The organism is Streptomyces sp. NPDC126499 (assembly GCF_040302485.1).
Taxonomy (GTDB): Bacteria; Actinomycetota; Actinomycetes; order Streptomycetales; family Streptomycetaceae; genus Streptomyces.
Genome location: NZ_JBEOUO010000011.1, coordinates 169905 through 195859 on the forward strand (window position 1 = coordinate 169905; position 25955 = coordinate 195859).

The following is a 25955-nucleotide window of genomic DNA, read 5'->3' on the forward strand; positions in this document are numbered from 1 at the left end:
GCCCGGCCCCCGGCCCGGGTGCACCGGCTCGCCCCGTCGGTCCTCCCCTCAGGCGCCGAAGAGCAGCCGCAGCGCCACCTCGCGGTAGTACCGCACGTGGTGCAGGGCGAGTTTCGCGGCGGCGTCGGCGGCGCCCGCGCCGATCGCCTCGTACAGCAGACGGTGTTCGTCCCAGAGCGGCTCCGGGTCGTCCACCTGCTGGAACAGCCAGCGGAGCCGGCCCTCCAGGGATTCGAGGGAGGTGACGAGGAGTTCGTTGCGGGACATCCGGACGATCTGGGCGTGGAAGGCGGCGTTGGCGCGCGAGAGCCGCTCGGGGCCGCCGGCGTCGGTGGCGGCGCGGGCCTCCTCCAGCAGCCGGGCGAGGGTGGACAGCTCGGCCGGGGTCCGCCGTTCGGAGGCGCGGCGGACGGCGAGGACCTCCAGGGCCTCGCGCATGTCGAAGAGGTTCTCCACGTCCTGCCGGGACATCTCGCGGACGACGATCCGGCGCTGGGAGACGGCGTGCAGGAAGCCCTCGCCGATGAGGATGCGGATCGCCTCGCGCACGGGGACCCGGGAGACGCCGAAGTCCTCGGCGACGTCCCGCTCGACCAGCCGGTCGCCCGGCTTGAGGCGCCCGGTGATGATGCGGTCGCGCAGCCCCTCGCAGACCCGGTCGCGGAGCCAGCCTCCCGTGTGGGCGGGCGCGGCGGAGTCGGCCTCCCGTGTCCCGGCCATCTGTCCTCCCGGTGATCGCTCACCTCACGGTATGCCACCGCGGCGGCGGCTCCCCGTCCCGGGAGGTGCGACCCCCGTCACGTCCGCCCCGGTCTCCGGCCCTTTCCCCTGACCCGCGATCAGGAGACGGGGGCCCGCCCGGTTTTGGATTGCCGGACGATCATCCCTACGATCCTCCGATGATCACGAGAAAACGGCTGGCGACCGGGGCCTGCGCGCTGCTCGCCGCCCTGACCGTCGGGCTGCTCCCGACCAGCGCCGCCGCCGACGACGGACCGGCGGCCACGGACTCAGCGAAGGAGTCCCCCAAGGTCGAGCTGGTGCTCGACGTCAGCGGCTCGATGCGGGCCCGCGACATCGACGGACAGTCCCGCATGGCCGCGGCCAAGCAGGCGTTCAACGAGGTCCTGGACGCGGTGCCGCAGGAGGTACGGCTCGGCATCCGCACCCTCGGCGCGGACTATCCCGGCCAGGACCGCAAGCGGGGCTGCAAGGACACCCGGCAGCTGTACCCGGTCGGCCCGCTCGACCGCACCGAGGCCAAGGCCGCCGTGGCCACCCTCGCCCCCACCGGCTGGACCCCGATCGGCCCCGCCCTGCTGGGCGCCGCGGAGGACCTCAAGGGCGGCGAGGCCACCAAGCGGATCGTGCTCATCACGGACGGCGAGGACACCTGCGCCCCGCTCGACCCGTGCCAGGTGGCCCGTGACATCGCCGCCCAGGGCATCCACCTCGTCATCGACACCCTCGGGCTCGTCCCGGACGTCAAGACCCGCCGTCAGCTGATGTGCATCGCCGAGGCCACCGGCGGCACCTACACCTCCGTGCACCGCACCAAGGAACTGTCCGGCCGGGTGCGGCAACTGGTCGACCGCGCCGCCGACCCGGTGGTCACGCCCGTGGCCACCGACGGCGCCGAGCGCTGCGCCGACGCCCCGACCCTCCGGCCGGGTCTGTACACCGACCGTCAGGTCATCGGCCGGCACCGCTGGTACCGGGTCGACGTGCTGCCCGGCCAGGAGCTGCGCGCCTCGGTGAGCATCGCCGCCGACCGCGCCGTGAACGACGACTACGGCGTGCTGCTGCGGGCCGTCACCACGCACGGGCGGGAGATCGTCCGCGGCTCCGAGGCGGGCGACGGGCGCACCGACGTCATCTCGACCGGTCTGCGCTACCCGAAACGGGCGGACGAGGACGCCCTGGACGACGACACCAAGCCGGCCGCCGAGACGGTCTGCCTCCAGGTCAGCAACTCCTTCTCCGCTCCCCCGTCCGTCAAGACCACCCCGGGCATGCCGGTCGAGCTCGCCATCGACGTCGTCGACGGTCCGGGATCCGCCTCCGACGTCGCCTCCTTCGGCCTCGGCCGCGGCTGGTGGCTGCTCGGCACCCTGGTCCTGGCCGGCTTCCTCGGCGGCCTGGTCTGGGGCTGGCTGTCCCGCTGGCGCGTCGCCGTCTGGAGGACCCACTGATGCGCACCCTTCCGAAGCGGATCCGGCTCGCCGCGACCGCGACCGCGATCACGAGGACGAGCACGACCGCGATCACGGGCACGGGCACGACCGCGTCGCCCACGCCGCTGTCGGCCCCGCGCACACCGGGCACACCGGTCGCGCGCACACCTGGCACGGTCACACCGGGCACCGCCATACCGGACACGCTCGTACCGGGCACGGTGGTACCCGGCCCGCGCACACCGGGCGCCCTCGTACCCGGCGTGCGGCGCGCCGTGCGCCGGCTGACCGTGGGCCTGGTGCTCGCGGGCGCCGCCCTGCTCGGGCCCGCCGCCCCGGCGGGCCTCGCGGACTCCGCGACCCCGACGCCGAGCGGCAGCGCCGGCGGCGCCGCGGCGGAGGCGGGGCCGACCGAGGCCGGCACGTCCTTCCGTACCGCCGCGTTCTTCCGGCAGGGGCAGCAGGCCACCGCGCAGGCGTCCACGGGCGACTACCTGTACTGGGTGTTCCCCGCCGACGCCGGCCAGCGGCCGACGGTCTCCGCGACCGTCACGCTGCCCGAGGCCGCGCTGCGGCACGGCTCCTCCGCCTGGCGGATCGACGTGTACGACGGGCTGCGCAGGCGGCAGCCGTGCACGTACGGCGCCCAGTCCCGGGTCGCGGCCAAGGACGCCGCGACGGTGGAGCTGGCCTGCGCCCTGCGCCCGGTCCGGGCGGCCGCGGACACCTGGTCGAACGACCCGCTGCCGGGCAGCTACTTCGTCCGCCTCACCGTGACCGGGCTGCCCGAGGAGGACTCGGGCCAGCCCTTCTCGGCGCGGGTGACGGCGACTTCGCACGACACGGGCGGGGCCTACGCCACGGACGGCGCGCTCGCCGTGCCGCTGGTGCCCGGCGCGACGACGCCGGAGACGGTGGAGGCCCGGGCACCCGAGGACGGCTGGGCGTCCGGCTGGTGGTCCGACCGCTGGGTCTGGACCGCCGCGGGCGGAGTGCTCGCCGCCCTCGCGGGTGTCGGCGGCTACGTCCTGACGCGCGGCTCGGGCCGCCCGTCGCGGGTGCCGCCCGCCGTCTGACGCGCGCTGCCCTGGTGCTCCGGCCCCCGCCGTCCCCGACGGCGGGGGCCGGAGCCCTGCCGGGCGGGCCGGCCGGTCGCCGACCGGGGTCAGCGGCCGCCGGGGCGGACCAGTCCCGTCTCGTAGGCGTGGACGGCGGCCTGGGTGCGGTCGCGCAGGGAGAGTTTGGCGAGGATGCGGCCCACATAGGTCTTGACGGTCTGCTCGGCGACCACGAGCCGGCTCGCGATCTCCGCGTTGGACAGGCCGTGCGCGATCAGCGTGAGGACCTCCGTCTCGCGTTCCGTGAGGCCGCCGACGCGGTCCCTCAGCGGGGGGCGGGGGGTCACGGGGCTGAGCCGGGAGAACTCGGCGATCAGCCGCTTGGTGACGTTGGGCGCGAGAAGCGCGTCGCCGCGCGCCACGATCCGTACCGCCTGGGCGAGTTCCTCGGCGGAGGCGTCCTTGAGGAGGAAGCCCGCGGCGCCCGCGCGCAGCGCCTCGTACACGTACTCGTCGAGGTCGAAGGTGGTGAGGACGAGGACCCGGACGGTGGAGTCGGCCGGGGAGGTCAGGACCCGGGTGGCCTCGATGCCGCCCGTTCCGGGCATCCGGATGTCCATCAGGACGACGTCGGGGCGGAGTTCGGCGGCCTGGGCGATCGCCTCGGCGCCGTCGACCGCCTGGCCGACGACGCGGATGCCGGGTTCCGCGTTCAGCAGGACCGTGAACCCCTGCCGGACCATGCTCTGGTCGTCGGCGATGAGAACCCGTATGTCGTCGCTCATGAACCGTCCTTGGGGTCGAGGGGTGCGGGCAGGGTGGCGGTGATCTCCCAGCCGCCGTCGGGGGTGGGGCCGGCGGCGAGTTCGCCGCCCAGCATGGCGGTGCGTTCGCGCATGCCGAGCAGTCCGTGGCCTGGCTCGCGACCGGCCTGTCCCGCGCCGGTACCGGTACGGGCGGGCGTGGGCCGGCCGGGCCGTGCGGGGGCCGTGTTGGTGATCCGTACGGTCAGTCCGCCGCGGTGGTAGTGGGTCTCCACCGTGGCGCGGGCGCCCGGAGCGTGCCGCATGACGTTGCTCAGGGCCTCCTGGACGATGCGGTACGCGGAGAGCTCGGTGCCCGGCGAGAGCGGCCGGGTCGCGCCACGGGTGGCGGCGGTCACGTCGAGACCGGCGGCGCGGACGTTGTCGAGGAGTTCGCCGAGGCGGTCGAGGGCGGGCTGCGGGGCGTGCCGTACGGCGGCGGCCGCGTCGCCCTCCGTGCCGTCGCCGCGCAGGACCCCGAGGACGCGGCGGAGTTCGGTGAGGGCGTCGACGGCGTTCTGCCGGATCCCGGCCAGGTTCTCGCGGAGCTCCGGTGACGGGTCTACGACCAGGTGCGGGGCGACCTGGGCCTGGATGGAGATGACGGACATGTGGTGGGCGACGACGTCGTGGAGTTCGCGGGCGATCCGGCCGCGCTCCTCCAGCAGGGCGCGGCGGGCGCGTTCCTCGGCGGTGAGCTCTTCCTGTTCGACGAGCCGGGTGCGGGAGACGCGGGCGGCCCGCAGCGCGCAGCCGAGGGCGGTCGCGGTGGCGAAGAAGACGGCACCCTGCGGAAGGGTGATCAGGGCCGGGACGCCGTGCGGGACGACGGCGCCGATCCCGGTCAGCAGGGAGAGTCCGAGGGCGGCGACGGCGGCGGCGGGACGCACCCGCAGCGCGAGCAGGAGCAGCACCAGGGTGTGCAGCGCGATGCCGGGCACGCTCCACGGCCAGGCGACGCCAGACACCGCCGAGGTCAGGGCCGCGGTCAGGGCGAGCCCGGCGGTGGAGAGCCACAGGGCGGCGGCGGGCCGGGTGAGGGCCAGGACGGGCGCGGCGCTCTGGAGGACGACCAGCAGGGACACCGTGCCGGTGGCGGGCCGCATGAGGTTCTCGTAGTGGTTCGCGTCCCAGATGCCGAGGAGGACGGCGACCAGCACGATGTGGCCGTGGGCGAGCCGGCCGAGATGGCGGTGGCGGGGCAGCGGGTCACGGCGGCCCGGGTGCAGGTCGGCCCGCAGGACGGCGGGGGCCGCGCGCAGGAGGGCAGGGGCCGCGCGCAGGGCGGCAGGGGCGGCCCGCCGGATGCCGGGGGCCGCGCGCAGGGCGCTCTCCCGGCGTGCCGTGTCCCCCACCCTGTACCCCCCGCTGTCCGCGTCCCATGATCGTTCGTTCTGCCCCAGCCTAGGCACCTCGTGCCTCCTTCCCGTCGCCGGGCCTCGCCCAGCGGGTGCGGGCGGTGCGGTCGTGTGCCGTGCGGGTCGGGCGTTCGAGAGTGGCGCGGGGGCGGGCCCGGCGGCCGCTGTGTTCGTACGTGTGGAAGGCGGCGCCGCAGATGAGCAGCGCGCAGGCGAAGACCGGGAGCCAGCCGAGCCGGGCGAGGACCCAGGCGCCGCCGTCGGGGAGGGTGTGGAGTCCGGTGACCGGGCCGTGGCCGAGGAGGTCGGCGGCGAGCAGTCCCCCGGTGGTGACGGCGATCATCGCGGTCTGGTGCCAGAGGAAGACGGTCATGGCGCCGAGGTTCAGCACGACCACCGCCGCCCAGGCGACCGGCCTGCGCAGGGCGCGGCGCAGCGGTCCGAGGAGCAGGATCGCGGCCCCGCACTGGGCGAGGCCGAAGGTGACGGCGGCGAGGGTGGGCGGGTTGAGGTTGGAGACGGGGGCGCCGGGCACGCCGACCATGGAGCCGGGGTAGCCGGCGAAGGCCACCAGGAGGCCGGTCGCGGCCGCGCCGCCGAGCAGCAGGCCCCAGGCGGTGGCCGGGGTGAGCGGGCCGCGGCGGGCGAGCAGGGCGCCGAGGCAGTACGGGACGAGCCAGCCGGCCGGCAGGTTGAGCCAGCCCGTCCACGGGGGCCCGTCGAAGCCGAAGCGGAGCAGGTCGACGTGGAGGACGACGGCGAGCGGCCACAGCGGGTGGACACGGGCGACGAACGGCGTGGCGGCGGTGAGGGCGGCCAGGACGAGCAGGAACCACAGCGGGGACAGCACGAGGGTGCCGAGCGTGCGAAGGGTCTGCCAGGGCACCCCGCAGCCGAGCAGCACGGCCGTCGCGGCGAGCCAGAGGGCGAGCAGCGGGATCACCGGCCGGAACAGCCGGCCCAGGCGGTCGGCGATCCACCGGACGTGGCTCTCGCCCCGGGCGCGGGCGGCGGCGTGGCCGCGCGCGGCGACGTGACCGCCGACGAGGAAGAAGACGGCGAGGGTCTGGAACACCCAGGAGACCGGGGTGAGTTCCGGCAGGTGGCCGAGCGGGCTCTCGGTGCGCAGGGTGCCGCTGTCGGCGACGAGGGCGGTGACGAGCCAGTGGCCGAGGACCACGCCGAGGATGGCGAGGGCGCGCAGGGCGTCGAGGGCCCGGTCGCGTCCCTGCGGGGTGGCGGCGGCGATCCGTTCGGCGGTGCGGGCGATCGGCTCACGCACGGGACGGCTCCTTTCCGGCGGTGATCGCGGCCAGGTTCCGCAGCGGTACGGAACCGGGGACGAGGTAGTCGCTGTGACCGCCGTCGCCCGCGGCGAAGGTGCGGGCGCCGAAGGCCGGGTCCACGGGGTCGGTGCCGAAACCGAGTTCGGTGCCGGGCAACAGGGGGACGCGCACCGGGGGCACGGAGCCGACCCAGTCGTCGGCCGCGCGGCCGGCCCACACGGCGGCCCGGGTGCGCAGCTCGGCGACACGGTCGAAGCCGGTCCCGGGGCTGCCGTAGAGGACGACGGCGGCGACGGGCAGGCCGGCCGCCGCGTGGGCGCAGACGACGGAGCCGTAGGAGTGGCCGAGGAGGGTGATCCGGGCGCCGGGTCTGATCCGGATCAACTCCCGGGCCAGGGCGCGGAGTCGGGGCGCAGCCTGGGCGGCGCGGCCGGGGGTGAGGGAGGCGGCGCTGCCGGTGGCGGGCGTGCGGTAGCCGAGCCAGGCGACGACGGCGACACGGCGGCCGGTCTGCCGTCGGACGGTGTCGTGGAGGGCGGTCGCCCCGCGGTGGAAGCGGTCGTACGCGTCGAGCCCGGTGTCGGCGCCGGGGACCAGGACGGCGATCAGGTCGGCGCGGGCCAGGTCGCCGACGACCTCGGCGCTCCGGCCGCCGTCACGCCCGTCGAAGGAGAGGAACTGGCGCCCGGGAGCCGCCATCCGGTGCAGCGAGGCCGCCCGCCGGTGCGCCCCGTACGCCTCCGCCGTCCGCTCGGCGGCCCGCACCGCCGCCCGCCCGGCCGCGTACCGCGCCGTCAGCTCCGCGGCGAGCGCCGTCGGTTCGGAGGAGGTCAGCGGTGCGGCGGCGGCCGGGGCGGGCGCCGGCACGTCCGCGGGGCGGGCGGCCCCGGCGACCGGAACCGTCACGGCGGCGGTGACGAGCGCGACGAGCAGGGTGCGGCGGATGCGGCCGAGGGCGGGTGCGCGGCGGATGCCGCGCGGCAGGGGCGCCATGGGGGTCCTTCCGTACGGTGTTTCGTTCCGCTACGGAAGGTATGAAGCGGCCTCTGTGGTCGGCGTCCCGCCGGGGAGCCAAGCGCGCGGGTAGCTCTCAGGTATCACCAGTAGCCGGCACTGTTTTCGCTCGCTCGGAGCGGAAGGAAGGGCCGGGCCCGGTCCACTGGGCGCGGACGATTTCCGCCCGCTCGGAGCGGAAGGAAGGGCCGGCCCCGGTCCGCTCGGCACGGACGAATTCCGCCCGCTCGGAGCGGAAGGAAGGGCCGGGCCCCGTCCGCTCGGCGCGGACGGTCCACCGGCCGTCGGTCCGGGAGAGCGTCAGCGGCATCCCGAAGCAGGCGCCCACCAGGTCGCCGGACAGGACCTCGGCGACGGACCCCTGGGCGAGGGCCCGGCCCTCGCGGAGCAGCAGCGCGTGGCTGGTGGCGGTGGGCAGTTCCTCCAGGTGGTGGGTGACCAGGACGGTCGCGAGCCGTGGGTGGGCGGCGGCGAGCGCGTCCAGTGCGGTGAGCAGCTGCTCCCGGCCCGGCAGGTCGAGGCCGGTCGCGGGCTCGTCGAGGAGCAGCAGCCGTGGTGCGGGCATCAGGGCCCGGGCGATCAGGGCCCGGCCCCGCTCCCCCTGGGAGAGGGTCGGCCAGCGGGCCTCGGTCCGGGAGGTGAGCCCGAGGGTGGCGATCAGCTCGTCGGCGCGCTCCCCTTCCTCCCAGGTCGGCTCCCAACGCGGCGGCCGCTCAACGGAGTTGGTGAGTCCGGTGAGGACGACGTCGCGCAGCCGGGGCGCCGAGCGCAGGGGGTGGCGGGGGTTGACGTGGCCGACGTGGGCGCGCAGGCCGCGCAGGTCGGTGCGCCCGAGCCGGTGGCCGAGCACCTCCACCCGCCCGCGGGTCGGGTGGAGCTGGGCACCGAGGAGGCTGAGCAGGGTGCTCTTCCCGGCGCCGTTCGGCCCGAGGAGCGCCCAGTGCTCGCCGGGGCGGACGCTGAGCGAGATGTCGGCGAGGAGGGCGTTTCCGTCGCGGACGACGTGGACGGCGTCCGCGGTGAGGACGGGCTGGTTCACGGGGCCGGGGTTCCTTCGGGGTGGGCGTCGGCGCGGTTGACGGCCGACAGGACGGCCCGGACGGAGGCGGTGAGGACGGAGGTGTCCCGGCCCGCGCCCCATACGGTCCGTCCCCCGACCCGGCATTCGGCGTAGGCGACGGCGTCGCCGTCGGCTCCGGGACCGGTGGCGTGCTCGGTGAAGTCCAGGATGTCGACGGTGATTCCGGCCCGGTCGAGGGCGTCGGCGCACGCGGCGAGCGGCCCGTTGCCGTGCCCCTCGTAGGCGGCGGTGTGCCCGCCGATGGTCAGGACGCAGTCGAAGCGGTGCGTGGTGCCGTCCGCCGCGAGGGCCGTGCTCCATTGCTCCATGCGCACCGGACCCTCGCCCTGGCCCGGGGCGAGGTAGGTGGTGCGGAACAGCGTGTGCAGTTCGTCGGGCGTCGCTTCGCGGCCGTGGGTGTCGGTGGCCCGCTGGACGACGGCGGAGAACTCGGGGCGCAGGCGTTCGGGCAGGTCGAGGCCGTGGTGGGTGCGCAGCAGATAGGCCACTCCGCCCTTGCCGGACTGGGAGTTGACCCGGATGACGGCCTCGTAGCCGCGGCCGATGTCGGCGGGGTCGATGGGCAGGTAGGGGACGTTCCACGGGGCGAGCGCGGGGTCGAGTCCGGCGTCGGCGGCGTCCTCGGCGTGCCGGGCGAGGCCCTTGCTGATGGCGTCCTGGTGGGTGCCGGAGAACGCGGTGTGGACGAGGTCGCCGGCGTAGGGGTGGCGGGGGTGCACGGGCAGGCGGTTGCAGTCCTCGACGACCGCCCGGACGGAGTCGATGTCCCGCAGGTCGAGCATGGAGTCGACGCCTTGGGCGTGGAGGTTGAGGGCCAGGGTCACGAGGTCGACGTTGCCGGTGCGTTCGCCGTTGCCGAAGAGGCAGCCTTCGACGCGCTGGGCGCCGGCGAGGACGGCGAGTTCGGCGCAGGCGACGCCGGTGCCGCGGTCGTTGTGCGGGTGGACGGAGAGGATGACGCTGTCGCGGCGGGCGAGGTGCCGGTGCATGTACTCGATCTGGTCGGCGTACACGTTGGGGGTGGCGATCTCGACCGTGGCGGGCAGGTTGTGGGTGACGGGCCGGTCGGGGCTCGCGTCCCACAGCTCGGTCAGGGCGTCGCACAGTTCCAGGACGAAGTCGGGTTCGGTGAGGTTGAAGGTCTCGGGCGCGAACTGGAAGCGGATGTGGCTGTCGGGCCGGGCGTCGGCGAGCTTCGCCATGAGGGTGGCGGCCTCCTCGACGGCGGCCCGCACCTGGGCGCGGTCTCGGCCGAGGACGGTGTCGCGCCAGACGGGTGAGGTCGGGATGTAGAGGTGGACGACCGCCTTCGGCAGTCCGTCGAGGGAGTGGAAGGTCCGCTCGATGAGTTCGGCGCGGGCGGGGGTGAAGACGACGGGGGTGATGTCGTCGGGGACGGCGCCCGAGGCGGTGAGGTGGGCGAGGTGGCGGACGAAGTCGAAGTCGGTGCGGCTGGCGGAGGGGTAGCCGACCTCGATCTCCTTGAACCCGGTCCGTACGAGCAGGTCGAAGAAGCGGCGCTTGCGGGCGGTGTCCATGGGTTCGGCGAGGGCCTGGTTGCCGTCGCGCAGGTCGACGGGGACCCAGAGCGGTGCGCGCTCGATGCGGGCGGACGGCCAGCGGCGCTCGCGCGGCTCGGGGACGTGCACCCGCTCCTGGTAGGGGCGGTAGCGGTGGTACGGCATGGGGCCGGGCCGCTGCGGGTTCCAGGGGTACGCGGGGGTCATGGCGTCGGGGCTCCTTGTGCTGGTCGGGGGCGACCGGCGGCGTGACGGACTCCCGCGGCGGGGCGCCGGTCGCGCCAGGCCCCGCCGCGGCACCCGAGAAGGAGCAGCCCGCGAACGATCATGTCCAGCAGCCTAACCACTCCTCAGCTCCTCAGACAAGTACTCCTCAGACAAGTTCCCGGGATAGTTTCTCCCCGAGAGATTCTCGCGATCCGGACCCTCACGGTCCGGAACCGCCCGCGATCCGGACCGCCCGCGATCCGGAGAACGACCGGAGGATCAGGTGACTCCCATGCCCCTCGGCGCCCTGCGTCCCAGCCCCCTCGTCGAGCAGGCGGCCGAGCGGCTGCGTGAGCAGATCACCGCCGGCCACTGGCCGGTCGGCACCCGACTGCCGGGCGAGACCACGCTTGCGAAGGAGCTGGGCGTCGGACGCTCCACCGTCCGGGAGGCGCTGCGCGCCCTGGCCGGGGCGGGGCTCGTGCAGCCACGTCAGGGCGCCGGGGTGTTCGTGACGGCGACCCGGCCCGTGGAGGACTGGCCGACCCGCTTGCGGAGGGCCTCGGTCACCGATGTCTACGAGGTGCGGATGCTGGTGGAGGTGCAGGCGGCGCGGCTCGCCGCGCTGCGCCGCACGGACACGGACATCGACGCGATGCGCGAAGCCCTTGCCGGGCGGCGCGCGGCGGCGGACGGCGACGACGCGGGCTTCGTCGACGCCGACATCCGCCTGCACTCCACGGTGGTGGCGGCTGCCCACAACCCCGTCCTGACCGATCTCTTCGAGGAGTTCGCGCCCGCGCTGCGGCAGGGGCTGATCGATCTGCTCGACCTGCTCGCGCTGCGCGACAAGGACCCGCGCACCGGAGAGGAGTCGCACGCCGCGCTGGTCGCGGCGGTGGAGGCGGGTGACGCGGAGGAGGCGGCCCGGCTCGCGAGCGCGGAACTGGAGGGCACGCTCCAGCTGCTGCTCTCCCCCGGCCACGCCGGCTGACCGGCGAAGGGACCCGTGAGCCGCCGGCGCGGTCCGGACGACGGGGCAGGACCGGCCGGGAGGGAGCGGTCCGGCCGACGGGACCGGACCGTGCCGGGAGGGAGTGGACCGCGCCGGGAGGGAGCGGAAGCCCCGGACCCGTACCGTCCGGGGCGGCCCGCTCCACGTCGCCCGGGGCGACGCCGGCCCTGCCGGCGGCTGGCGCCTGCAGGCCGGACACCCCCGCGGGGGACCGCGGGGGACTATCGGCGCCGCTCGTAGCGCATCAGCACCACTCCGTTCCCGAAGGTCCGGGTCCGTTCGAGGCGCAGGACGGTGGTGGCGTGGTCGAGTGGAGGGAAGAGCGGGGTGCCGCGGCCGACGAGGACCGGGTGGACGTAGATCTGGTAGGCGTCGATCAGGTCGTGCTCGCGGAAGGCGGTGGTGAGCGTCGCGCCGCTGAGGGTGAGGTCGCCGTCCGCCGCCTCGGCGAGGGCCCGGACCTCGGCCGGGTCCACCCGGGGCACGACCGTGGTGTTCCAGTCGGCGTGCCGCAGCGTGGTGGAGTACACCGTCTTCGGCTTGGCGCGCCAGATCTCGGCGAAGGCGCGCATGGAGGGGCTCAGGTCGGGGTCCTGGTCGGCGGTCGGCCAGAAGTCGGCCATCAGCTGGTGGGTGCGGCGCCCGCTGAGGAAGCCGCCCATGGCGGCGAGTTCCTCGTTGAAGTGGAGGTGCAGTTCCTCGTCGACCTGGTGCCAGTCGATGTCATGGCCCTCTCCCTCGATGTAGCCGTCGAGGGAGACGCCGGCGAACAGGACGATCTTTCCGGGCATGGACGGCACGCTCCCTTTCGTCGCGGAGGCCGCTGCGGTGCGGTGTGCTGCGCTGCGGGTGCGAGGGAGCGTACCGGCTCACACCATGCGGCGGGCGCCCTCCTTGATGGCCTCACGGATACGGTTATAGGTTCCGCAGCGGCAGATATTGCGGATCTGGTCGAGGTCGGCCTCGTCGATCTCCCGTCCGGCCTCGTGGGCGCGCCGTACGGCCGCGACGGCGGTCATGATCTGGCCGGGCTGGCAGTAGCCGCACTGGGCGACGTCGATGTCGAGCCAGGCCTCCTGCATCGGGTGCAGTTCCCGGCCGACGGTGGCGGGCAGGCCCTCGATGGTGGTGACCTCGTCGGTGGCGTCGAGGTCCTTGACCGGGACGGAGCAGGGCGTGAACGCCCTGCCGTTGAGGTGGCTCGTACAGGCCTGGCAGACGCCGACGCCGCAGCCGTACTTGGGTCCGGTGACGCCGAGGACGTCCCGGAGCACCCAGAGCAGCCGGACGTCGTCCTCGACCTCGGCGGTGACGGCCTTGCCATTGAGGATGAAGGTGTGCTGGGGCACGGTGGCTCCTGGTTCTCGAAGGGGGGCCGGGGGCGGCGACGGCTCAGAGGGCGCGGTCGCGCGCGTCGGTCGGGGAGGCGGGGATCGGCGGGACGGCGGGCGCCGGGGTGAAGGACAGCGGCGCGGTGTGGTTGACCGGGAAGCTGGTCGGCATGCTGCCGGTGGCCCGGCCGTAGGCGCAGGCGACGGCGGCGCTCGCGGCGGCGACGGCCAGTTCGCCCGCGCCGCCGGGCTCGTCGGTGGTCGACGGCATGACGACGATCTCCAGCTCGGGCGGAGTGTTCCACTGCCGGGTGTAGAAGTAGTTGTCCCAGCTGCTCTCCAGGAAGCGGCCGTCCTGCAGGTGGAGGCTGGAGGTGAGGATGAGGGCGATACCGTCGATGATGCCGCCCATCATCTGGGCCTCCAGGCCGCGCGGGTTGACGGCGAGTCCGACGTCGACGGCGCAGACGACCTTGGTGACGCGCGGACCTGTGTAGGCGTCGCGGATCCTCCTGCCGGTGGTCTCCGGACGGCAGTCGATCTCGGCGAGGACGGCGACGAAGGCGTGGTACTCGGGATGGACGGCGATGCCCTGCGCGGTGCCGGGCGCCATGGGCCGTCCCCAGCGGCCGATCTCGGCGACCTTGTCGAGGACGGCGCGGGCCCGCTCGTCCTTGAGGAAGCGGCGGCGGAACGCGAGGGCGTCCTGGCCCGTCCGCCGGGCGAGCTCGTCGACGACGAGCTCCTGCGCGCAGCGCACGTTGGGCGAGTAGATGTTGCGCATGGAGCCGGTGTTGAAGCCGTGGTCGACCTCGTTCAGGAGCTGCGTGGTCACGCCGAAGTGGTAGGGGCTCGACTGGGTGAGCTGGAACATCGTCTCGGAGAGGGTGAGGTCCGCGACCGGCAGCCGCGCCGCCTGGGAGGTGATGATCTCGCCGACGCCGTGGCCGAAGTCGGTGGCGACGGAGGTGTGCCGCTGCTCGTACGTGAGGACCTCGCCGAGCGCGTACGTGGCACGGACCCGGGAGATCGCCATGGGATGCGTACGGCCCTGCCGGAAGTCGTCGGTGCGGTGCCACATCAGCCGGACGGGCTTGCCCATCGCCTTCGAGATCTCGGCGGCCTCGCCGGCGGCGTCGTGGAAGAGCTTGCGGCCGAACGAGCCGCCGCCCTCCGTGACGTGGACCGTGACGGCGCTCACCGGAAGCCCGAGCCGGAGCGCGATCTTCTCCTGGGCGACGATCGGGGACTTGAGGCTGGCCCAGATCTCGGCCGACCCGGGCCGTACGTCGGCGACGGCGCAGTTGGTCTCCAGGGCGGCGTTGCTGGCGAAGTGGAAGGTGAAGCGGGCGTCGACGGCCTTGGTAAGGAGGTCGAGGGGCGGGACGACGAGGGGGAGTTCGGCGCGGCGCAGCTTCTGCAGCACGGTGGCGTCGGAGGCGCCTTCGGCGGTGCCCGGTCCCCAGGTGACCTTCAGCGCGCGGACGGCGTCGATGCACTGGCCGAAGGTCCGGCCGCGGACGGCGACGCCGGTGGAGACGGTGGCGACGTCGGTGATGCCGGGCATGGCCGCGACCTCGGCCAGGTTGTCGACGGAGCGGACGGTGCCGTTGATCGTCGGGGGGCGGCAGACCATGGTGGGCAGCGCGCCGGGCACCTGGACGTCCATGGCGAAGGTCTTGCGTCCGGTGACGGCGGCGAGGGCGTCGATACGGCGCTGGGCGGTGCCGATGACCCGGAAGTCCGCGCGGTCCTTGAGGGTGACGGCGACCGCGGTGTCGGTGACGGCGGCGGCCTTGACGGCGAGTTCGCCGTAGGTGAGGCGGATGCCGGCGGCGGAGGTGACGACTCCGGCCTTCGTGGTGAGGGTGTCGATGGCGGCGCCGAGTTCCAGGGCGGCGGCGCGCAGCAGCCGGCCGCGGGCGACGGCGGCGGCGACCCGGACGGGCGTGAAGGTGGAGACGGTGGTGTTGGAACCGCCGGTGAGCTGGTTGAAGAGCAGTTCGGGGCGGGCGTCGGCGAGGGTGACCCGGACCCGGTCCAGGGGCAGGTCGAGTTCCTCGGCGATGATCATGGCGGTGGAGGTGGTGACGCCCTGGCCGACCTCGGCGCGGGGCAGCGCGAAGTGGGCGGTGCCGTCGGGGTCGAGGCGGATGGTGATGAGGTTCGCCGTGGGCAGGGTGGCGGCGGTGAGCAGGTCGTTGAGGTCGAGGATCTCGGCGGGTCCCGGCAGGGACGGGACGACGCCCGGTGCCGCGGCGGGCACGGCCGCCGCCGCGGGTGCGGGCTCGAGGGCGTCCACGCCGACGCGGGCGGCGACGGTGAGCGTCGGCGCGGCCAGTACGTAGCCGAGGAACCGACGGCGGCCGATGCCGCGCGGCGTCGCGGGGTCCTGGGCGGGGGGTGCGGCGGGATCCTGAGCGGGAGGTGCGGCGGGGTCCTGGGCTTCCATGGGCGCTGCCCTTTCGACGACGGGTCCGAGTCGGTCTCGGTGCGGCCGGGTGGCCGGGTGCGGCCGAGTGTTGGCGAGTGGATCATCACCCGAACGGCCCTGCGCCGGGGCGGAAACGGCGCAGCTTTCACGAGGGCCGCGCCGCGCCCTCACGTCGCCGGAACGGCCCGGGGGCACATCGCCGGGAACGGCCCGGGGGGCACGTCGCCGGGACGGCCCGCGGTCGGGGGCCGGGAATGGCGTGGTCGGAGCCGGGAATGGCCCGTGGGCGGTGCCGGTTGGGCAAGGAGCATGACGGGCTGCTCCTACCGCCCGTCATGGCTCGCAGACCCGGAAGTTCGCACGTGGAGGGCACGGCCATGAAGATCGGCATCATCGGGGCAGGCAACATCGGCGGCAACCTCACCCGTCGTCTCACGGCCCTCGGGCACGAGGTGTCCGTCGCCAACTCCCGGGGGCCGCACACCCTGACGGACCTGGCGGAGGAGACCGGCGCCAAGCCGGTCCTGGCGACGGAGGCCGCGCGGGGCGCGGAGATCGTGGTGGTGACCGTTCCCCTGAAGGCGATCCCGGACCTGCCGGCCGGGCTCTTCGACGGGGCGGCGGAGGGTTTCGTCGTCATCGACACCAACAACTACTACCCGCGGGAGCGCGACGGCCGTATCGCCGCCATCGAGGACGAGGGCCTGACCGAGAGCCGCTGGACGGAGCGCCAGCTCGGCCATCCCGTGGTCAAGGCCTTCAACGGCACTTACGCCGAGGACATCCTGGACCGTCCCCGGCCGGCCGGCGACCCCGAGCGGATCGCCCTGCCGGTCGCGGGCGACGACGAGGTGGCGAAGAAGACGGTGCGCGCCCTCATCGACGAGCTCGGCTTCGACACGGTCGACGCGGGTGGCATCGACGACTCCTGGCGCCAGCAGCCCGACACGCCCGTCTACGGGCTGCGGGCGGGCGTGGACGCGGTCCGCCAGGCCCTGGCGGACGCCTCCCCGGAGCGCCCGGCCGCGTTCCGCGGCTGACGGACTCCGGGGAGGCTGCGGGGAGTTCGGGCCGGCGGGCGGTGTGCCCGACCCGGGCTTGGGGCGCGGGAGCGGTCGCGGGCGGTCGGTCAGGACAGGGCGGCGGCGAGGGCGAGCCAGGTGGCGGTGTGCTTCTGGCAGGCCGTGTCGGTGACGGTCCCGAGGCCCACGAGGTTGACCTTCCGCTCGCAGGAGACGTCCTCGACCGTGGCGGCGATGGCCTCCGCGCCGCCCGGGCCGGCCCAGAGTCGGGCTTCTCCCTCACCGGTGGGGTTCTCGTTGCCCGGGTAGCCGGTTCGCCGCGCGGCGCGGCGAACCGTACGACGGACGTGCGAGCGGCCGGGGGGAGTCACGGTCCCGTCGCGGTGGCGGCCACACCGGAGACGCGCAACGCGCGGGCGAGGCGCTCCATTTCGGGCCGTGTCCCGGAGCACTCCCCCTCCAGGACCTGGCGCGCCATGGCCCTGGCGAAGGCGAGGTCGAGGCCGAGCTCGGCTCGTAGCACCCGCATCACGGCGACACGGCTCGCCGCGGGTCCGGTCACTCGCAGTGCGGTGGCGCCGTGCTCGGCGAGCAGCTGCGCCCGCCGCTCGGGCGGGAGGGCGCCTCCGCAGACGGTGAGCCGGGATCCGCAGGCCGCGCAGTCGAGCTCGGTGTCCCACCGCAGCCGGCCGTCGACGAGTGCCTGCACACCGTGGCACTCCCGTTCCGCGCCGCAGTCTCCGCACGGCTCCGCGCACGTGACCGCCGCGACGACCGTCTGATCCATCTCCCCCGCTCCCCTGCCGTGACCGCCCTGGTGTCGACCAGGCTGCCACGCACGGGGGCGGGTCGGCAGTCCCTTCGTGTCTACCGGCACGCGGACGGCGCGCGCACCGCGTCACCGGTCGTCGAGGCGGTCTCCTCGGCCGCCCGGCAGTGCCTGGTGCCGACCCGCCGCGCGGACCGGCACCAGACCCCGCGGGCCGTGGCGACGGCCCGGTCGCCGCAGCCGCGCAGCTGGGCGCGGGAGAGCTTGGCTCGCTGACCGCCGCCCGCGATGAGCGCGTTGACGGACGCCATCGGGTCGCCGCCCACCGAACGCGCGAGGAGCGCGCCGACCACGACCGGCAGCAGCGCCACGGCGAGCGCCGAACCGGTGGCGGTGGCCGTGGCGGTGACGTGGCGGAGGGGGCGGGCTGCGGTGCGCGGGGCGTCGTCGGTCATGACGACAGTCCATCAGCGGCGCCGGGGCCGGGACATGGGACAAGGTACTCAGTCCGCCGCGCCGCCGGTACTCAGTGCCCCGCGCGCACGTCCGCGCGTACGCATGCCCCGCGTACGCCGCGTGCCGGGCGCCGGCACCGTCCGAAGTTCTCGAACCACCCTCACAGGAACGATTCTTCGGTCACTCTCGGAGCAGCACGCCCCCTTCGCCGCGACGGATCGTGGAGGTGGAACGACGGTGACGAAAGCGACGCACCCCGCAGGACCCCGGGTCCTGGTGGTCCAGCACGAGGCCGACGCCGGGCCCGGACTCGTCGGCGAACGGCTCCGCCTGGCCGGGCTCGATCCACGGGTCCACCATCCATGGCGGGGCGAGGCGCTGCCCGAGTCCCTGGACGGTTGGGCGGGACTGCTCGTCCTCGGTGGCGCGCCGAACTGCGAGGACGACACCGCCGCTCCGTGGCTGCCACGGGTCAGGGCACTGGTACGGGAAGCCGTCGAGGCCCGGATCCCGCTCCTGGGCATCTGCCTGGGCGGGCAGATCATGGCGCACGCACTGGGCGGGCGCGTCACGCTCCGCTCGCGGGGGCCCGAGGTGGGCGTCGTGCCGCTGCGCCGACTGCCCGGCGCCGACGACGATCCGCTGCTCGGCACGGTGCCCGACGGGACACCGGCCGCCCAATGGCACTGGGACGAGGTCGAGCGGCTGCCACCCGGGGCGGTGCCGCTGCTGACCGGTGACGACTGCCCGTACCAGGCCTTCCGCGTCGGCCCGTGCGCGTGGGGCGTGCAGTTCCACCCGGAGGTCCTGTCCGCCGCGGTCGCCGACTGGGCCTCCGTCGACGGGCCGCGGGTGCGCGCGGCCGGTGGTGACCCGGCCTGCGCGGTGGCCTCCGTACGGGAGGCGGAGCCGGCGCTGCGGGCGGTGTGGGGAGGGATGGCGGAGGCGTGGGGGGCCCTCATACGGGAGGGCGTGGCCGTGCGGGAGGGCGTGCCCGTGCGGGCACCCGCCGGGCGGGGGTGATGGGATGGGGGTGCGTACGCGCTCGCGTGCCGCACGCCGTCCCCGTACCGAGGAGCAGTGCCGTCATGGCCGACTACCGGATCGAGACCCTCCGCACCGGATACCGCACCTGGACCGCCCGCAACGACCGTGGCGCTGAGGTGCGGATCGCGGCGGCCGACGACGAGGCGGCCCAGCCGTCGTTCACGCCCGTCGAGCTCCTGCTCGCGGCGATGGGCGGCTGCGGCGGACTGGTCATCGACCGCACGGCGCGGGCCGTCGACCACGACGACCTGCGGATCGTGGTGGAGGGCGTCTCGGGCCCGGAGGACGACGGCCGGATCGGGCGGATCAGGGTCAGTTACGAGTTCGAGCTGCCCGACAACAACCCGCGGGCGGCGGACGTGTTCGCCCGCGGGGTGCGGCTCACCCACGAGAAGCACTGCACGGTGAGCCGCACCGTGGAGCACGGCGCCGAGGTGGAGGCGTTGCTGCCGGACGGGACGACCGGCTTCCGCGCGGGCTGAGCCGGGCGGGGCGGTGACCGGACAGGCCGGGGCCGGTGGGGCCGAAAGCAAATCCGATGGACCGGGCCGGGTCCGGGGTGGGGCCGAGGGGTCAGGTCCGATGGGCCGGGGCCGGGGCTCGGGGCCGGTGGGGCCGAGGGGCCCGGAGCCGGTGGAGCTGGGGGCCAGGTCCGATGGGCCGGGGGCCAGGGCTCGGGGCCGGGGGCCAGGGCTCGGGGCCGATGGGGCCTAGGTCCCGAGGGGCCACAGGGTCCGGCCGGCGGCCCGTACGGCGGGGGCCGGGTCCGGGCCGCGGGGGCGGCGCCCCGGCCGCGGGGGCGCCGTCCGGGGGCGGCCCTACTCCTCGATGGCGCCGCCGATCCCGCGCAGGTGTCGGCGGAAGGTGTACTCCGGGTCCCCCGCCCGCCGTCGGAGGTAGTCGTCGAAACGGGTCTGGTCGCGCAAGGTCTCCCCCGCCCGGATCCGCCGGGCTTGGTTCCGCTCGGTGCGGAAAATGGTCTCAGCGGTGTCGAGTACCGCCTCGACCCGGTCGGCCGCCACGAACAGCACGCCGTCGTCGTCGGCGAGGACGACATCGTCGGCGCCGACCGTGTGCTCGCCGAAGCGGGCGGTGCGCAGTGCCTCCGGCCCGCGCGGGTCGAGCCGTACGGGGCCGGGCGCGTGGGCCCCGTAGGAGAAGACCGGCATGCCGATCTCGACCAGGTCGGTGGTGTCGCGGTGCAGGCCCCACACGACGACGCCCGCGAGGCCGGCGGCCTGGGCCTCCAGGACGGCGAGGTCGCCGATGCAGGCCTCGTCCCTGCGGCCCTCGTTGTCGATGACGAGCACATCGCCGGGGGCGGCGTGGGTGGTGAAGGCCTCCAGGAAGACGTCGACGCTGCCGTAGTGCTGCACGGGGAGCGCCCGCCCGGCGACACGGTGACCGGGAACCACCGGCAGGACGCCGGCGGGCGCGGCCCGCAGCGGCACCCCGAGGCGTACGCAGGCGTCGGCGACGAGCGGAGTGGAGAGTTCGGCGAACCTCTTGTGCATGGCCTGGTCCCTTCGGCGGGGCGGTACGCGTCGATGCGAGGCTAGCCCGGTCGCTGCGTCAGAAAAGGGCCATTGCCCGGCGGTTGGCCCGGGCGGCGGGGGCAGGGAGCGGGATACGTTCCGCTGGGTGAGGAACGAAACCGCCCGAGGGCCGGACCACGAAGGGCGGGATGCGTTCCGCTCGGTGAGGAACGAAACCGCCCGAGAGCCGGACCACGTAGGGCGGGATACGTTCCGCTCGGTGAGGAACGAAACCGCCCAAGGGCCGGACCGTGAAGGGGAAGAGCCGTGATCGTGATCGCGCACCTCAGTGACATCCATGTCGACGGCGGACCGCGCAGCAGGGAGCGGACGAGGGCCACCATGGAGTTCCTCGACTCGCTCGCGTACGACTTCGACGCGGTGATCGTCACGGGCGATCTCGCCGACCACGGAACGGAGTCCGAGTACCGCTGGATCCGGGACCACGTCCTGACCTCCCGGCACCCGGTGCTCACCTGCCCGGGCAACCATGACCGCAGGGACGCCTTCCGCCGGGTGCTGCTCGGCGCCGAGCCGTCGTCCCCGGAGGCGCCGGTGAACCAGATGCTGCGCGCGGACGGTTTCGTCCTGGCGCTCTGCGACTCGTCGGTGCCGGGCAAGGACGAGGGGCTCCTGGAGGACGAGACGCTGGCCTGGCTGGAGGCGGAACTGGCGCGGACGCCGGAGGGCACGCCGGTCTTCGTCGGCTTCCACCATCCGCCGGCGACGCTCGGCATCCCCTTCGTGGACGGCATCCGCCAGTTCGGCGAGGACCGTCTCGCCGAACTGGTCCGCCGCCACCCCTCCGTCACCGCCTTCCTCTGCGGTCACTCCCACACCGCCGCGGCCACGACGTTCGCGGGCCGCCCGCTCCTGGTGGCGCCGGGCGTGGTGTCGACCTCGAAGCTGCCGTGGGAGCAGACCGCCGGCCCGTCGGACTACGTGTACCGGGACGAGATGGCCCCGTCGCTCGCGTTCCATCTCCTCTCCCACGACGGCCGCCTGACCACGCACTACCGGAGCGTCCCGCTCGGCAACCCTTCCGGCGCGCGCCGCACCATGGCGTAGGCGGCGGGTTTCTCAGTCGAGCCAGATCTCCCGGACCGCGCGGAGGGGGTCGCCGGCCGTGGCGGGGGGCGTGTTCCACAGCTTCGTGGTGCGGGTGGCGGCGGTGTACGGGGGCCAGTCCGGGCCCGGGTCCTGCGCGGTGACGAAGGCGACCCAGGCGCGGTGCAGGGCGTCGGCGAGGGTCTGGGGCGGGGTGGTTCCGGCGGCGGCCTCGACGCCCTCGGCGTCGAGGAGGTCGAAGGCGAAGGGCAGGTCGAGACAGTGGAAGGCCCTCCCGCCGACGGGCGAGGTCCACTCGAACTGGTAGAGCCAGGTGGGCCGTTCGCGCTCGGCGCGGGCGTCGGCCACGGCGAGGGAGGGGGCGCGGAAGGTCACGTCGGTGAGGGCCTTGCCGAAGAGGGAGGCGGGATCGGTGTCGGCGTACGCCTCGGTGAAAGCGGCCACCCGGTCCCCGGCCAGACCGAGTCCGCCGAGCAGGACCGGCAGGGGCGGGCCGTCCGGTCCCGGGGCGGGGGCCATGTCGAACTCGTGGGCGGTGAAGCCCAGCATCAGCGGGACGTCCGCGCCCGCGTCGCCCGACGTCAAGGCGTCCAGGACCGGTGCGGGGATCAGCTCGCCGTCGGCGTAGGGCCCGAGGGACAGCATCGGCGGCAGCCCCTCGCGGTCCGGCCCGGGGGCACCGAGCCGGTCCTGGAGGTCGAGGAGTTCGTCGTCACCGAGGTCCTCGAGCGCGTGGGCGGTGGCCGGGAGGCCGGTGCGCGCGGTGAAGAGGCGCGAGACGGCGCGGGCGACCTCGGGTCCGTCGGGTCGCATGACGGCGCCGGAGACGGAGAGCGCACCGCGGAACAGTCCCTGCGCGGAAGGCACGGCCAGCAGTGTCTGGACGGCGCCGCCGCCCGCCGACTGTCCGGCGACGGTCACCTTGGCCGGGTCGCCGCCGAAGCGCGCGATGTTGTCCCGGACCCATTCCAGGGCGGCGATCCAGTCCCGTACGCCACGGTTGTCGGGCGCGTCCTCCAGGTGGAGGAAGCCCTCGATGCCGAGCCGGTAGCCGAGCGAGACGAGGACGACGCCGTCGCGGTTGCACGCGGCCCCGTCGTACCAGGGGCTGGCGGCACAGCCCGCGACGTAGCCGCCGCCGTGGATCCAGACCAGCACCGGACGCCCGGCTTCCGGGTCGGGCTCGGGCGTGAACACGTTCAGGTTGAGCACGCCCGCCCCCGGCACCGACGGCTCCGGGATGGTGGTCACCTCGGCGAAGGGGCGCCGCTGGGCCGTCGGCCCGTACGCGGTGGCGTCCAGCGGCTCGGTCCACGGTCGGGGCGGCACGGGCGCGGCGAAGCGGCGGGCGCCGACGGGCGGTTCGGCGTAGGGGATGCCGAGGAAGCGGCAGCTTCCGTCGGCCCGCCGTTCGCCGCGAACCGGGCCGAGGGTCGTGGTCACGAGGGGGGACTCGGGGGACATGGCGTGCCTTCCTGGCCTGGCCGGTGCGGGGAGCGCGGCGGCGCGGTGCTGCGGGCAGCGGGACTCGCGTCAATTTACACGTGTCAACGACGAACCCCAAGGCCCCGCGCGCACCGCCGCCGAAGCGCCCCGCCTCGCGTCCGGTTCGGCGCGGCCCCGGCAGGGAAGGCAGGCCCTGTGAACGTGAGTCCCGACGCCGCTGTCGGCGTCCTGGTGGTGGTGACCGGTGCCGTGCTCATGGCGGCCGGTGCGCGCTGGAAGGGCCGGGCGACGCGCCCGCTCGCGCCGCGCCGGGCGCGGGCGCTGGCCTGGCAGGCGTACGTACGGGCGCTGACCCGTTCCGCGGACCTGGCGATCGACGCCGCGCGGGAGGCGGCGGGGCGGGGCGAGCCGACGATCGTCACCGTCGAGGATGTCGTACGGCTCGCCCGTGAGCGTTTCGGTTACGAGGAGGTCGTCCGCGAGCACGCGGCCGCCGCGCTGCGGCACGCCTACGAGCGAGGCCGATGCTCGGCGGACTGCGTGACGGACGCCTACGGCTCGCTCCGTTAGCGGTGCTCCGGGCCGGACGCGGCCTCCGGGCGGGCGCGGCCTCCGGGCGGCGCGCCGGATGAGGCAGGCGCATGCGAACGGCGGCCGTGCTACTCCAGCCACGCCCCCTCACGCATCACGACCCTGCCCCGCAGTTCCGGTGTTCCGCGCCAGGCCCGCACCGTCCGCGGCGCCACGCGCAGGTACAGGAAGGGATTCTCCTCCAGACGCGGGTCCCAGCCGAACTTGCCCGCGAACGCGTCCGCGGCATCCTCCGGCACCTCCTGCGCGGGATGGCACGTCGCCTCCCCTTGCAGCAGCACCACGTCGAAGGTGTCCGGCAGCGCCAGCCGTACGCGCGGTTCCTCACGTACGTTGCGCGCGGTCGCGGAGTCCGCGCTGGTGCACATCCACACGGCCTGCCCGTCCCACAGAAACCACAGGGGCACCTGATGCGGGCCGTGGTCGGGGTGAGCTGTCGACACCCATATGTCGCGCTCCGCGTCGAGACGTTGCAGGGTGTCCCGCGTGCGCTCCGCCGTGGTGCGGCGAGTGATCTTCGTAGCTGGCATGGGGGTCGACCCTAGTCAGCGGGTTCGCTGTGCGCATGGGGCGCAGGTCCTACGCCCGGAGACGGAGCGTCGCCCTGCTGCCCTGCCGCCCAAGCGCCCAGGCGTCCCGACGCCCTGGCGCCCATCAGCGGCTTCGGCCGCAGCGTGAGCATGCCCGCTATTCGCCCGTGCTGCCGTCGATCCGTTCGCGCAGGAGGTCGGCGTGGCCGTTGTGTCGCGCGTACTCCTCGATCATGTGGGCGAGGACGTAGCGCAGCGAGTACGTCTCCTCGTCGAGGCTTCCCGTGATGTCGAGGGAGGGGGCGGCGGCCACGATCGCGCGGGACCGGGCGCATTCCTCGTGCCAGACGGCGAAGGCCTCGTCAGGATCGGCGTCGTCCACGTCGAAGTCGGCCCAGTCGGTGGAGCCGGGCGGGGTCCAGGGGCTGCGGCTGTCCTCGCCGTTGATCACATTGCGGAACCAGCCGCGTTCGACCTCGGCCGCGTGCCGCACCAGGCCGAGCAGGGACAGTCCGGAGGGGGGGACGGCCCGGGTCCTCAGCTGCTCGGGAGTGAGCCCCGCGCACTTCGACTCCAGGGTGTCGCGCTGGAACTGGAGCATGGCGGTGAGGGTGGCGCGTTCGTCGGCGGTGCGGGGCGGCGGGGTCCGGAGGTCTCGTCTCATCCGGGCATCCTGCCGGCGGGCGCGGCCGGTGGCCCGGGGATTTTCGGGCCGCCGGCCCCGAAGCGCGTGCACACGGCGGTCGGAGCGGACCTCGGGTCGACCGTGTGACGCGTCCTACGGCGGGCCGGCCGGAGCCGTGAGTCCTTCGATGCCCTGCAGCGGGTTCCTGAACAGGGGGTGCAGCAGGACCGTACCGGCCGCGACGGGCATGGCGGACGGTCCCGCGTGGGGGCCGACGATCCGCTCGGGGTCGTCGCAGACGTGCGAGAGGTCCACCGCCGCTCCGCGGATCTCCTCCAGATAGCCGGGGTCCAGGAGGCTGGCCTGCTCCGTGACCACCACCAGATCGGGGTTGAGGACGTCCAGCAGCAGCGCGACGGCCCGTCCCACGGCGCGGGCCCGTTCCCTGAGCAGCCGGTCGGCGCGCCGGTCTCCGGTCGCCGCCGCGTCCACGAGCAGGGAGGAGTCGGGTTCGGGCACGATGCCCCTGCGGTACGCGGTCTCGCCGAGCGTCCGGTCGGACACGGTCGCCTCCAGGCAGCCGGACCGCCCGCACGGGCAGGGGACGGTGGAATCCGGTACGGGCAGGTGCGCCACGTCGCCGGCGGCGGATCCGGGGCCCTGGTGGACGACCCCGGCGATGCCGAGGGCCGCGTCGGCCACGTTGCCGACGAAGAGATGGACCAGGCTGCGGCGGGCTTCGGGGCGGCCGAACAGGATCTCCGACTGGGCGACGGCGCGGGCATGGTTGTCGACCCGGACCCGGGGGCCACCGGCCTCTCCGATGCCGCCGAGGCCCGCGAGGCCCCGGGTGAGTTCGGCGGCGAGCGGGCGATGCCACCAGCCGAGGGCGTCGTGCCGGACCACCCGCCCGTGGTCGGGGTCCACCCAGCCGCCGACGGCCGCGCCGACGCCGAGCAGCGGGCGTGCGCCGACGTGTTCGGCCAGGAAGGCGCGCAACTCCCGGGCGACGAGGGCGGGCAGGGTCCGCGGGTCGGCCCGCTCGTGTCCGAAGCCGCGCCGGGCGACGATCCGCCCGCGCAGGTCCACCAGGCCGAAGGTGGAGGCGGGCACTCCGAGGTGGACTCCGCCCACGACGGGGCCCGCGCCGGTGCCGAGGTGCAGGTCGACGGGGATCTGCGGGCGGCCCCGGCCCGCGGGGTCGGGGCGCTCGGGCAGTTCCCGCAGCAGGCCGCGGCGGAGCAGATCGGTGGCCTGGCGCGAGACGGCCGCCGGGCTGAGTCCGGAGATCCGGGCGATGGCGCTGCGGGCCACGGGTCCGTGGTCGAGCACGGTGCGCAGGACGGTGGCCGCGTTGGTCTCGCGGCGGCCGTCGCCGGTCGGTCGGGGGGCGTGCGGGGTCAGGCTCATGCGTGTCTCGTCTCGGACGTGCCGCGCTGGTGGGCCGATTCAACCACCGCCGGCCACCGCGCGGGGAACCTGTGGATAACCTCCGCCGGCCCCCGATGCCCTCTTGGCAGGCCGGTCGGCACGCACTTTACTTCCTCTGCGGAATTAATTCCGCGCGCCCCGCACCACCGTGTCC

Annotated in this window: 25 protein-coding genes and 1 pseudogene; 8 read left to right on the plus strand and 18 right to left on the minus strand. The window is 74.8% G+C overall.

Features of this window, described 5'->3' with window-relative positions:
• Positions 1-48 precede the first annotated feature (48 nt).
• Positions 49-720, minus strand: a complete 672-nt coding sequence (locus tag ABTZ91_RS18810) for a GntR family transcriptional regulator (RefSeq protein WP_352078283.1) — start codon at positions 718-720, stop codon at positions 49-51.
• A gap of 179 nt (positions 721-899) precedes the next feature.
• Between ABTZ91_RS18810 and ABTZ91_RS18815 the strand changes: the two genes are divergently transcribed.
• The gene (locus tag ABTZ91_RS18815; protein WP_352078284.1) at positions 900-2192 is read left to right on the plus strand and encodes a VWA domain-containing protein; all 1293 of its coding nucleotides are present in this window, start codon (positions 900-902) and stop codon (positions 2190-2192) included.
• Between the two features lie 245 nt (positions 2193-2437).
• A complete protein-coding gene (locus tag ABTZ91_RS18820) occupies positions 2438-3250 on the plus strand; it encodes a hypothetical protein (RefSeq protein WP_407077984.1) in 813 nt (270 codons plus the stop codon).
• An 89-nt stretch (positions 3251-3339) separates the two neighbouring features.
• On the opposite strand, the gene ABTZ91_RS18825 is transcribed toward ABTZ91_RS18820, so the two are convergent.
• The 6 genes and pseudogenes from ABTZ91_RS18825 to leuA form a co-directional block, all read right to left on the minus strand.
• Entirely contained in the window at positions 3340-4017 is a 678-nt protein-coding gene (locus ABTZ91_RS18825; protein WP_352078285.1) for a response regulator transcription factor, read from the minus strand.
• Positions 4014-5390 (minus strand): sensor histidine kinase, encoded by a 1377-nt coding sequence (locus tag ABTZ91_RS18830; protein WP_352078286.1) that lies wholly within the window; start codon positions 5388-5390, stop codon positions 4014-4016. Before ABTZ91_RS18830 ends, ABTZ91_RS18825 begins: the two co-directional genes overlap by 4 nt.
• Positions 5391-5439: 49 nt before the next feature.
• Positions 5440-6675 carry an acyltransferase gene (locus ABTZ91_RS18835; RefSeq protein WP_352078287.1) on the minus strand — a complete coding sequence of 412 codons (1236 nt, stop codon included), beginning with the start codon at positions 6673-6675 and terminating at the stop codon, positions 5440-5442.
• Complete coding sequence (locus ABTZ91_RS18840) at positions 6668-7672, minus strand: alpha/beta hydrolase (RefSeq protein WP_352078288.1); 1005 nt, start codon at positions 7670-7672, stop codon at positions 6668-6670. Before ABTZ91_RS18840 ends, ABTZ91_RS18835 begins: the two co-directional genes overlap by 8 nt.
• Before the next feature lie 271 nt (positions 7673-7943).
• A pseudogene (locus ABTZ91_RS18845) lies at positions 7944-8834 on the minus strand (ABC transporter ATP-binding protein); the annotation flags it as partial.
• Positions 8729-10501, minus strand: a complete 1773-nt coding sequence (gene leuA, locus ABTZ91_RS18850; protein ID WP_352078289.1) for a 2-isopropylmalate synthase — start codon at positions 10499-10501, stop codon at positions 8729-8731. The gene leuA and the pseudogene ABTZ91_RS18845, both read right to left, overlap by 106 nt.
• A 292-nt stretch (positions 10502-10793) precedes the next feature.
• Here leuA and ABTZ91_RS18855 point away from each other — a divergent pair, with 292 nt between their 5' ends.
• Positions 10794-11495 (plus strand): FadR/GntR family transcriptional regulator, encoded by a 702-nt coding sequence (locus ABTZ91_RS18855; protein ID WP_352078363.1) that lies wholly within the window; start codon positions 10794-10796, stop codon positions 11493-11495.
• Positions 11496-11737: 242 nt separating this feature from the next.
• On the opposite strand, the gene ABTZ91_RS18860 is transcribed toward ABTZ91_RS18855, so the two are convergent.
• From ABTZ91_RS18860 to ABTZ91_RS18870, 3 genes are all read right to left on the minus strand, one after another.
• Positions 11738-12307 (minus strand): dihydrofolate reductase family protein, encoded by a 570-nt coding sequence (locus tag ABTZ91_RS18860; protein ID WP_352078290.1) that lies wholly within the window; start codon positions 12305-12307, stop codon positions 11738-11740.
• A 78-nt stretch (positions 12308-12385) separates the two neighbouring features.
• Positions 12386-12865 (minus strand): (2Fe-2S)-binding protein, encoded by a 480-nt coding sequence (locus ABTZ91_RS18865; protein WP_352078291.1) that lies wholly within the window; start codon positions 12863-12865, stop codon positions 12386-12388.
• Between the two features lie 43 nt (positions 12866-12908).
• Positions 12909-15299: a molybdopterin cofactor-binding domain-containing protein gene (locus ABTZ91_RS18870; RefSeq protein ID WP_352078292.1), complete on the minus strand. Its 2391-nt coding sequence runs from the start codon at positions 15297-15299 to the stop codon at positions 12909-12911.
• Positions 15300-15616: 317 nt separating this feature from the next.
• On the opposite strand from ABTZ91_RS18870, the gene ABTZ91_RS18875 reads away from it, so the two are divergent.
• Entirely contained in the window at positions 15617-16321 is a 705-nt protein-coding gene (locus ABTZ91_RS18875; protein WP_352078293.1) for an NAD(P)-binding domain-containing protein, read from the plus strand.
• An 89-nt stretch (positions 16322-16410) separates the two neighbouring features.
• Here the strand turns inward: ABTZ91_RS18875 and ABTZ91_RS18880 are convergent, their stop codons facing one another.
• The 3 genes from ABTZ91_RS18880 to ABTZ91_RS18890 all read right to left on the minus strand — a co-directional run bounded on the left by ABTZ91_RS18880 (position 16411) and on the right by ABTZ91_RS18890 (position 17527).
• Positions 16411-16674, minus strand: a complete 264-nt coding sequence (locus tag ABTZ91_RS18880; RefSeq protein ID WP_352078294.1) for a hypothetical protein — start codon at positions 16672-16674, stop codon at positions 16411-16413.
• Positions 16671-17090, minus strand: a complete 420-nt coding sequence (locus ABTZ91_RS18885) for a hypothetical protein (protein WP_352078295.1) — start codon at positions 17088-17090, stop codon at positions 16671-16673. The genes ABTZ91_RS18880 and ABTZ91_RS18885 overlap by 4 nt, the downstream gene beginning before the upstream one ends.
• Positions 17091-17170: 80 nt before the next feature.
• Positions 17171-17527 carry a hypothetical protein gene (locus tag ABTZ91_RS18890; protein WP_352078296.1) on the minus strand — a complete coding sequence of 119 codons (357 nt, stop codon included), beginning with the start codon at positions 17525-17527 and terminating at the stop codon, positions 17171-17173.
• 238 nt (positions 17528-17765) lie between these two features.
• Here ABTZ91_RS18890 and ABTZ91_RS18895 point away from each other — a divergent pair, with 238 nt between their 5' ends.
• Entirely contained in the window at positions 17766-18551 is a 786-nt protein-coding gene (locus ABTZ91_RS18895) for a type 1 glutamine amidotransferase (protein WP_352078297.1), read from the plus strand.
• A 65-nt stretch (positions 18552-18616) separates the two neighbouring features.
• A complete protein-coding gene (locus ABTZ91_RS18900) occupies positions 18617-19057 on the plus strand; it encodes an OsmC family protein (RefSeq protein WP_352078298.1) in 441 nt (146 codons plus the stop codon).
• A 336-nt stretch (positions 19058-19393) separates the two neighbouring features.
• Here ABTZ91_RS18900 and ABTZ91_RS18905 read toward each other — a convergent pair whose 3' ends face one another.
• Positions 19394-20089: an RraA family protein gene (locus tag ABTZ91_RS18905; protein WP_352078299.1), complete on the minus strand. Its 696-nt coding sequence runs from the start codon at positions 20087-20089 to the stop codon at positions 19394-19396.
• 288 nt (positions 20090-20377) lie between these two features.
• Here ABTZ91_RS18905 and ABTZ91_RS18910 point away from each other — a divergent pair, with 288 nt between their 5' ends.
• Positions 20378-21178, plus strand: a complete 801-nt coding sequence (locus tag ABTZ91_RS18910; protein WP_352078300.1) for a metallophosphoesterase — start codon at positions 20378-20380, stop codon at positions 21176-21178.
• A gap of 12 nt (positions 21179-21190) precedes the next feature.
• Here the strand turns inward: ABTZ91_RS18910 and ABTZ91_RS18915 are convergent, their stop codons facing one another.
• Entirely contained in the window at positions 21191-22642 is a 1452-nt protein-coding gene (locus ABTZ91_RS18915) for a carboxylesterase family protein (RefSeq protein ID WP_352078301.1), read from the minus strand.
• Between the two features lie 177 nt (positions 22643-22819).
• Between ABTZ91_RS18915 and ABTZ91_RS18920 the strand changes: the two genes are divergently transcribed.
• Positions 22820-23194, plus strand: coding sequence for a hypothetical protein (locus ABTZ91_RS18920; RefSeq protein WP_352078302.1), 375 nt, complete (start codon positions 22820-22822; stop codon positions 23192-23194).
• A gap of 89 nt (positions 23195-23283) precedes the next feature.
• On the opposite strand, the gene ABTZ91_RS18925 is transcribed toward ABTZ91_RS18920, so the two are convergent.
• The 3 genes from ABTZ91_RS18925 to ABTZ91_RS18935 form a co-directional block, all read right to left on the minus strand.
• Positions 23284-23745 carry a pyridoxamine 5'-phosphate oxidase family protein gene (locus tag ABTZ91_RS18925; protein ID WP_352078303.1) on the minus strand — a complete coding sequence of 154 codons (462 nt, stop codon included), beginning with the start codon at positions 23743-23745 and terminating at the stop codon, positions 23284-23286.
• A 157-nt stretch (positions 23746-23902) separates the two neighbouring features.
• Positions 23903-24409 carry a DinB family protein gene (locus tag ABTZ91_RS18930; protein ID WP_352078304.1) on the minus strand — a complete coding sequence of 169 codons (507 nt, stop codon included), beginning with the start codon at positions 24407-24409 and terminating at the stop codon, positions 23903-23905.
• 114 nt (positions 24410-24523) lie between these two features.
• Positions 24524-25780, minus strand: a complete 1257-nt coding sequence (locus ABTZ91_RS18935) for an ROK family protein (RefSeq protein ID WP_352078305.1) — start codon at positions 25778-25780, stop codon at positions 24524-24526.
• Between the last annotated feature and the right edge of the window lie 175 nt (positions 25781-25955).

What these genes read in the sequence shown, in the direction of transcription:
- ABTZ91_RS18935 (WP_352078305.1), bottom strand. Translation starts at nt 25,780, where the DNA reads ATGAGCCTGACCCCGCACGCCCCCCGACCGACCGGCGACGGCCGCCGC.
- ABTZ91_RS18825 (WP_352078285.1), bottom strand. Translation starts at nt 4,017, where the DNA reads ATGAGCGACGACATACGGGTTCTCATCGCCGACGACCAGAGCATGGTC.
- ABTZ91_RS18840 (WP_352078288.1), bottom strand. Translation starts at nt 7,672, where the DNA reads ATGGCGCCCCTGCCGCGCGGCATCCGCCGCGCACCCGCCCTCGGCCGC.
- ABTZ91_RS18860 (WP_352078290.1), bottom strand. Translation starts at nt 12,307, where the DNA reads ATGCCCGGAAAGATCGTCCTGTTCGCCGGCGTCTCCCTCGACGGCTAC.
- ABTZ91_RS18875 (WP_352078293.1), top strand. Translation starts at nt 15,617, where the DNA reads ATGGCTCGCAGACCCGGAAGTTCGCACGTGGAGGGCACGGCCATGAAG.
- ABTZ91_RS18930 (WP_352078304.1), bottom strand. Translation starts at nt 24,409, where the DNA reads ATGAGACGAGACCTCCGGACCCCGCCGCCCCGCACCGCCGACGAACGC.
- ABTZ91_RS18855 (WP_352078363.1), top strand. Translation starts at nt 10,794, where the DNA reads ATGCCCCTCGGCGCCCTGCGTCCCAGCCCCCTCGTCGAGCAGGCGGCC.
- ABTZ91_RS18815 (WP_352078284.1), top strand. Translation starts at nt 900, where the DNA reads ATGATCACGAGAAAACGGCTGGCGACCGGGGCCTGCGCGCTGCTCGCC.
- ABTZ91_RS18890 (WP_352078296.1), bottom strand. Translation starts at nt 17,527, where the DNA reads ATGACCGACGACGCCCCGCGCACCGCAGCCCGCCCCCTCCGCCACGTC.
- ABTZ91_RS18905 (WP_352078299.1), bottom strand. Translation starts at nt 20,089, where the DNA reads ATGCACAAGAGGTTCGCCGAACTCTCCACTCCGCTCGTCGCCGACGCC.
- ABTZ91_RS18870 (WP_352078292.1), bottom strand. Translation starts at nt 15,299, where the DNA reads ATGGAAGCCCAGGACCCCGCCGCACCTCCCGCTCAGGATCCCGCCGCA.
- leuA (WP_352078289.1), bottom strand. Translation starts at nt 10,501, where the DNA reads ATGACCCCCGCGTACCCCTGGAACCCGCAGCGGCCCGGCCCCATGCCG.
- ABTZ91_RS18885 (WP_352078295.1), bottom strand. Translation starts at nt 17,090, where the DNA reads ATGGATCAGACGGTCGTCGCGGCGGTCACGTGCGCGGAGCCGTGCGGA.
- ABTZ91_RS18925 (WP_352078303.1), bottom strand. Translation starts at nt 23,745, where the DNA reads ATGCCAGCTACGAAGATCACTCGCCGCACCACGGCGGAGCGCACGCGG.
- ABTZ91_RS18915 (WP_352078301.1), bottom strand. Translation starts at nt 22,642, where the DNA reads ATGTCCCCCGAGTCCCCCCTCGTGACCACGACCCTCGGCCCGGTTCGC.
- ABTZ91_RS18810 (WP_352078283.1), bottom strand. Translation starts at nt 720, where the DNA reads ATGGCCGGGACACGGGAGGCCGACTCCGCCGCGCCCGCCCACACGGGA.
- ABTZ91_RS18900 (WP_352078298.1), top strand. Translation starts at nt 18,617, where the DNA reads ATGGCCGACTACCGGATCGAGACCCTCCGCACCGGATACCGCACCTGG.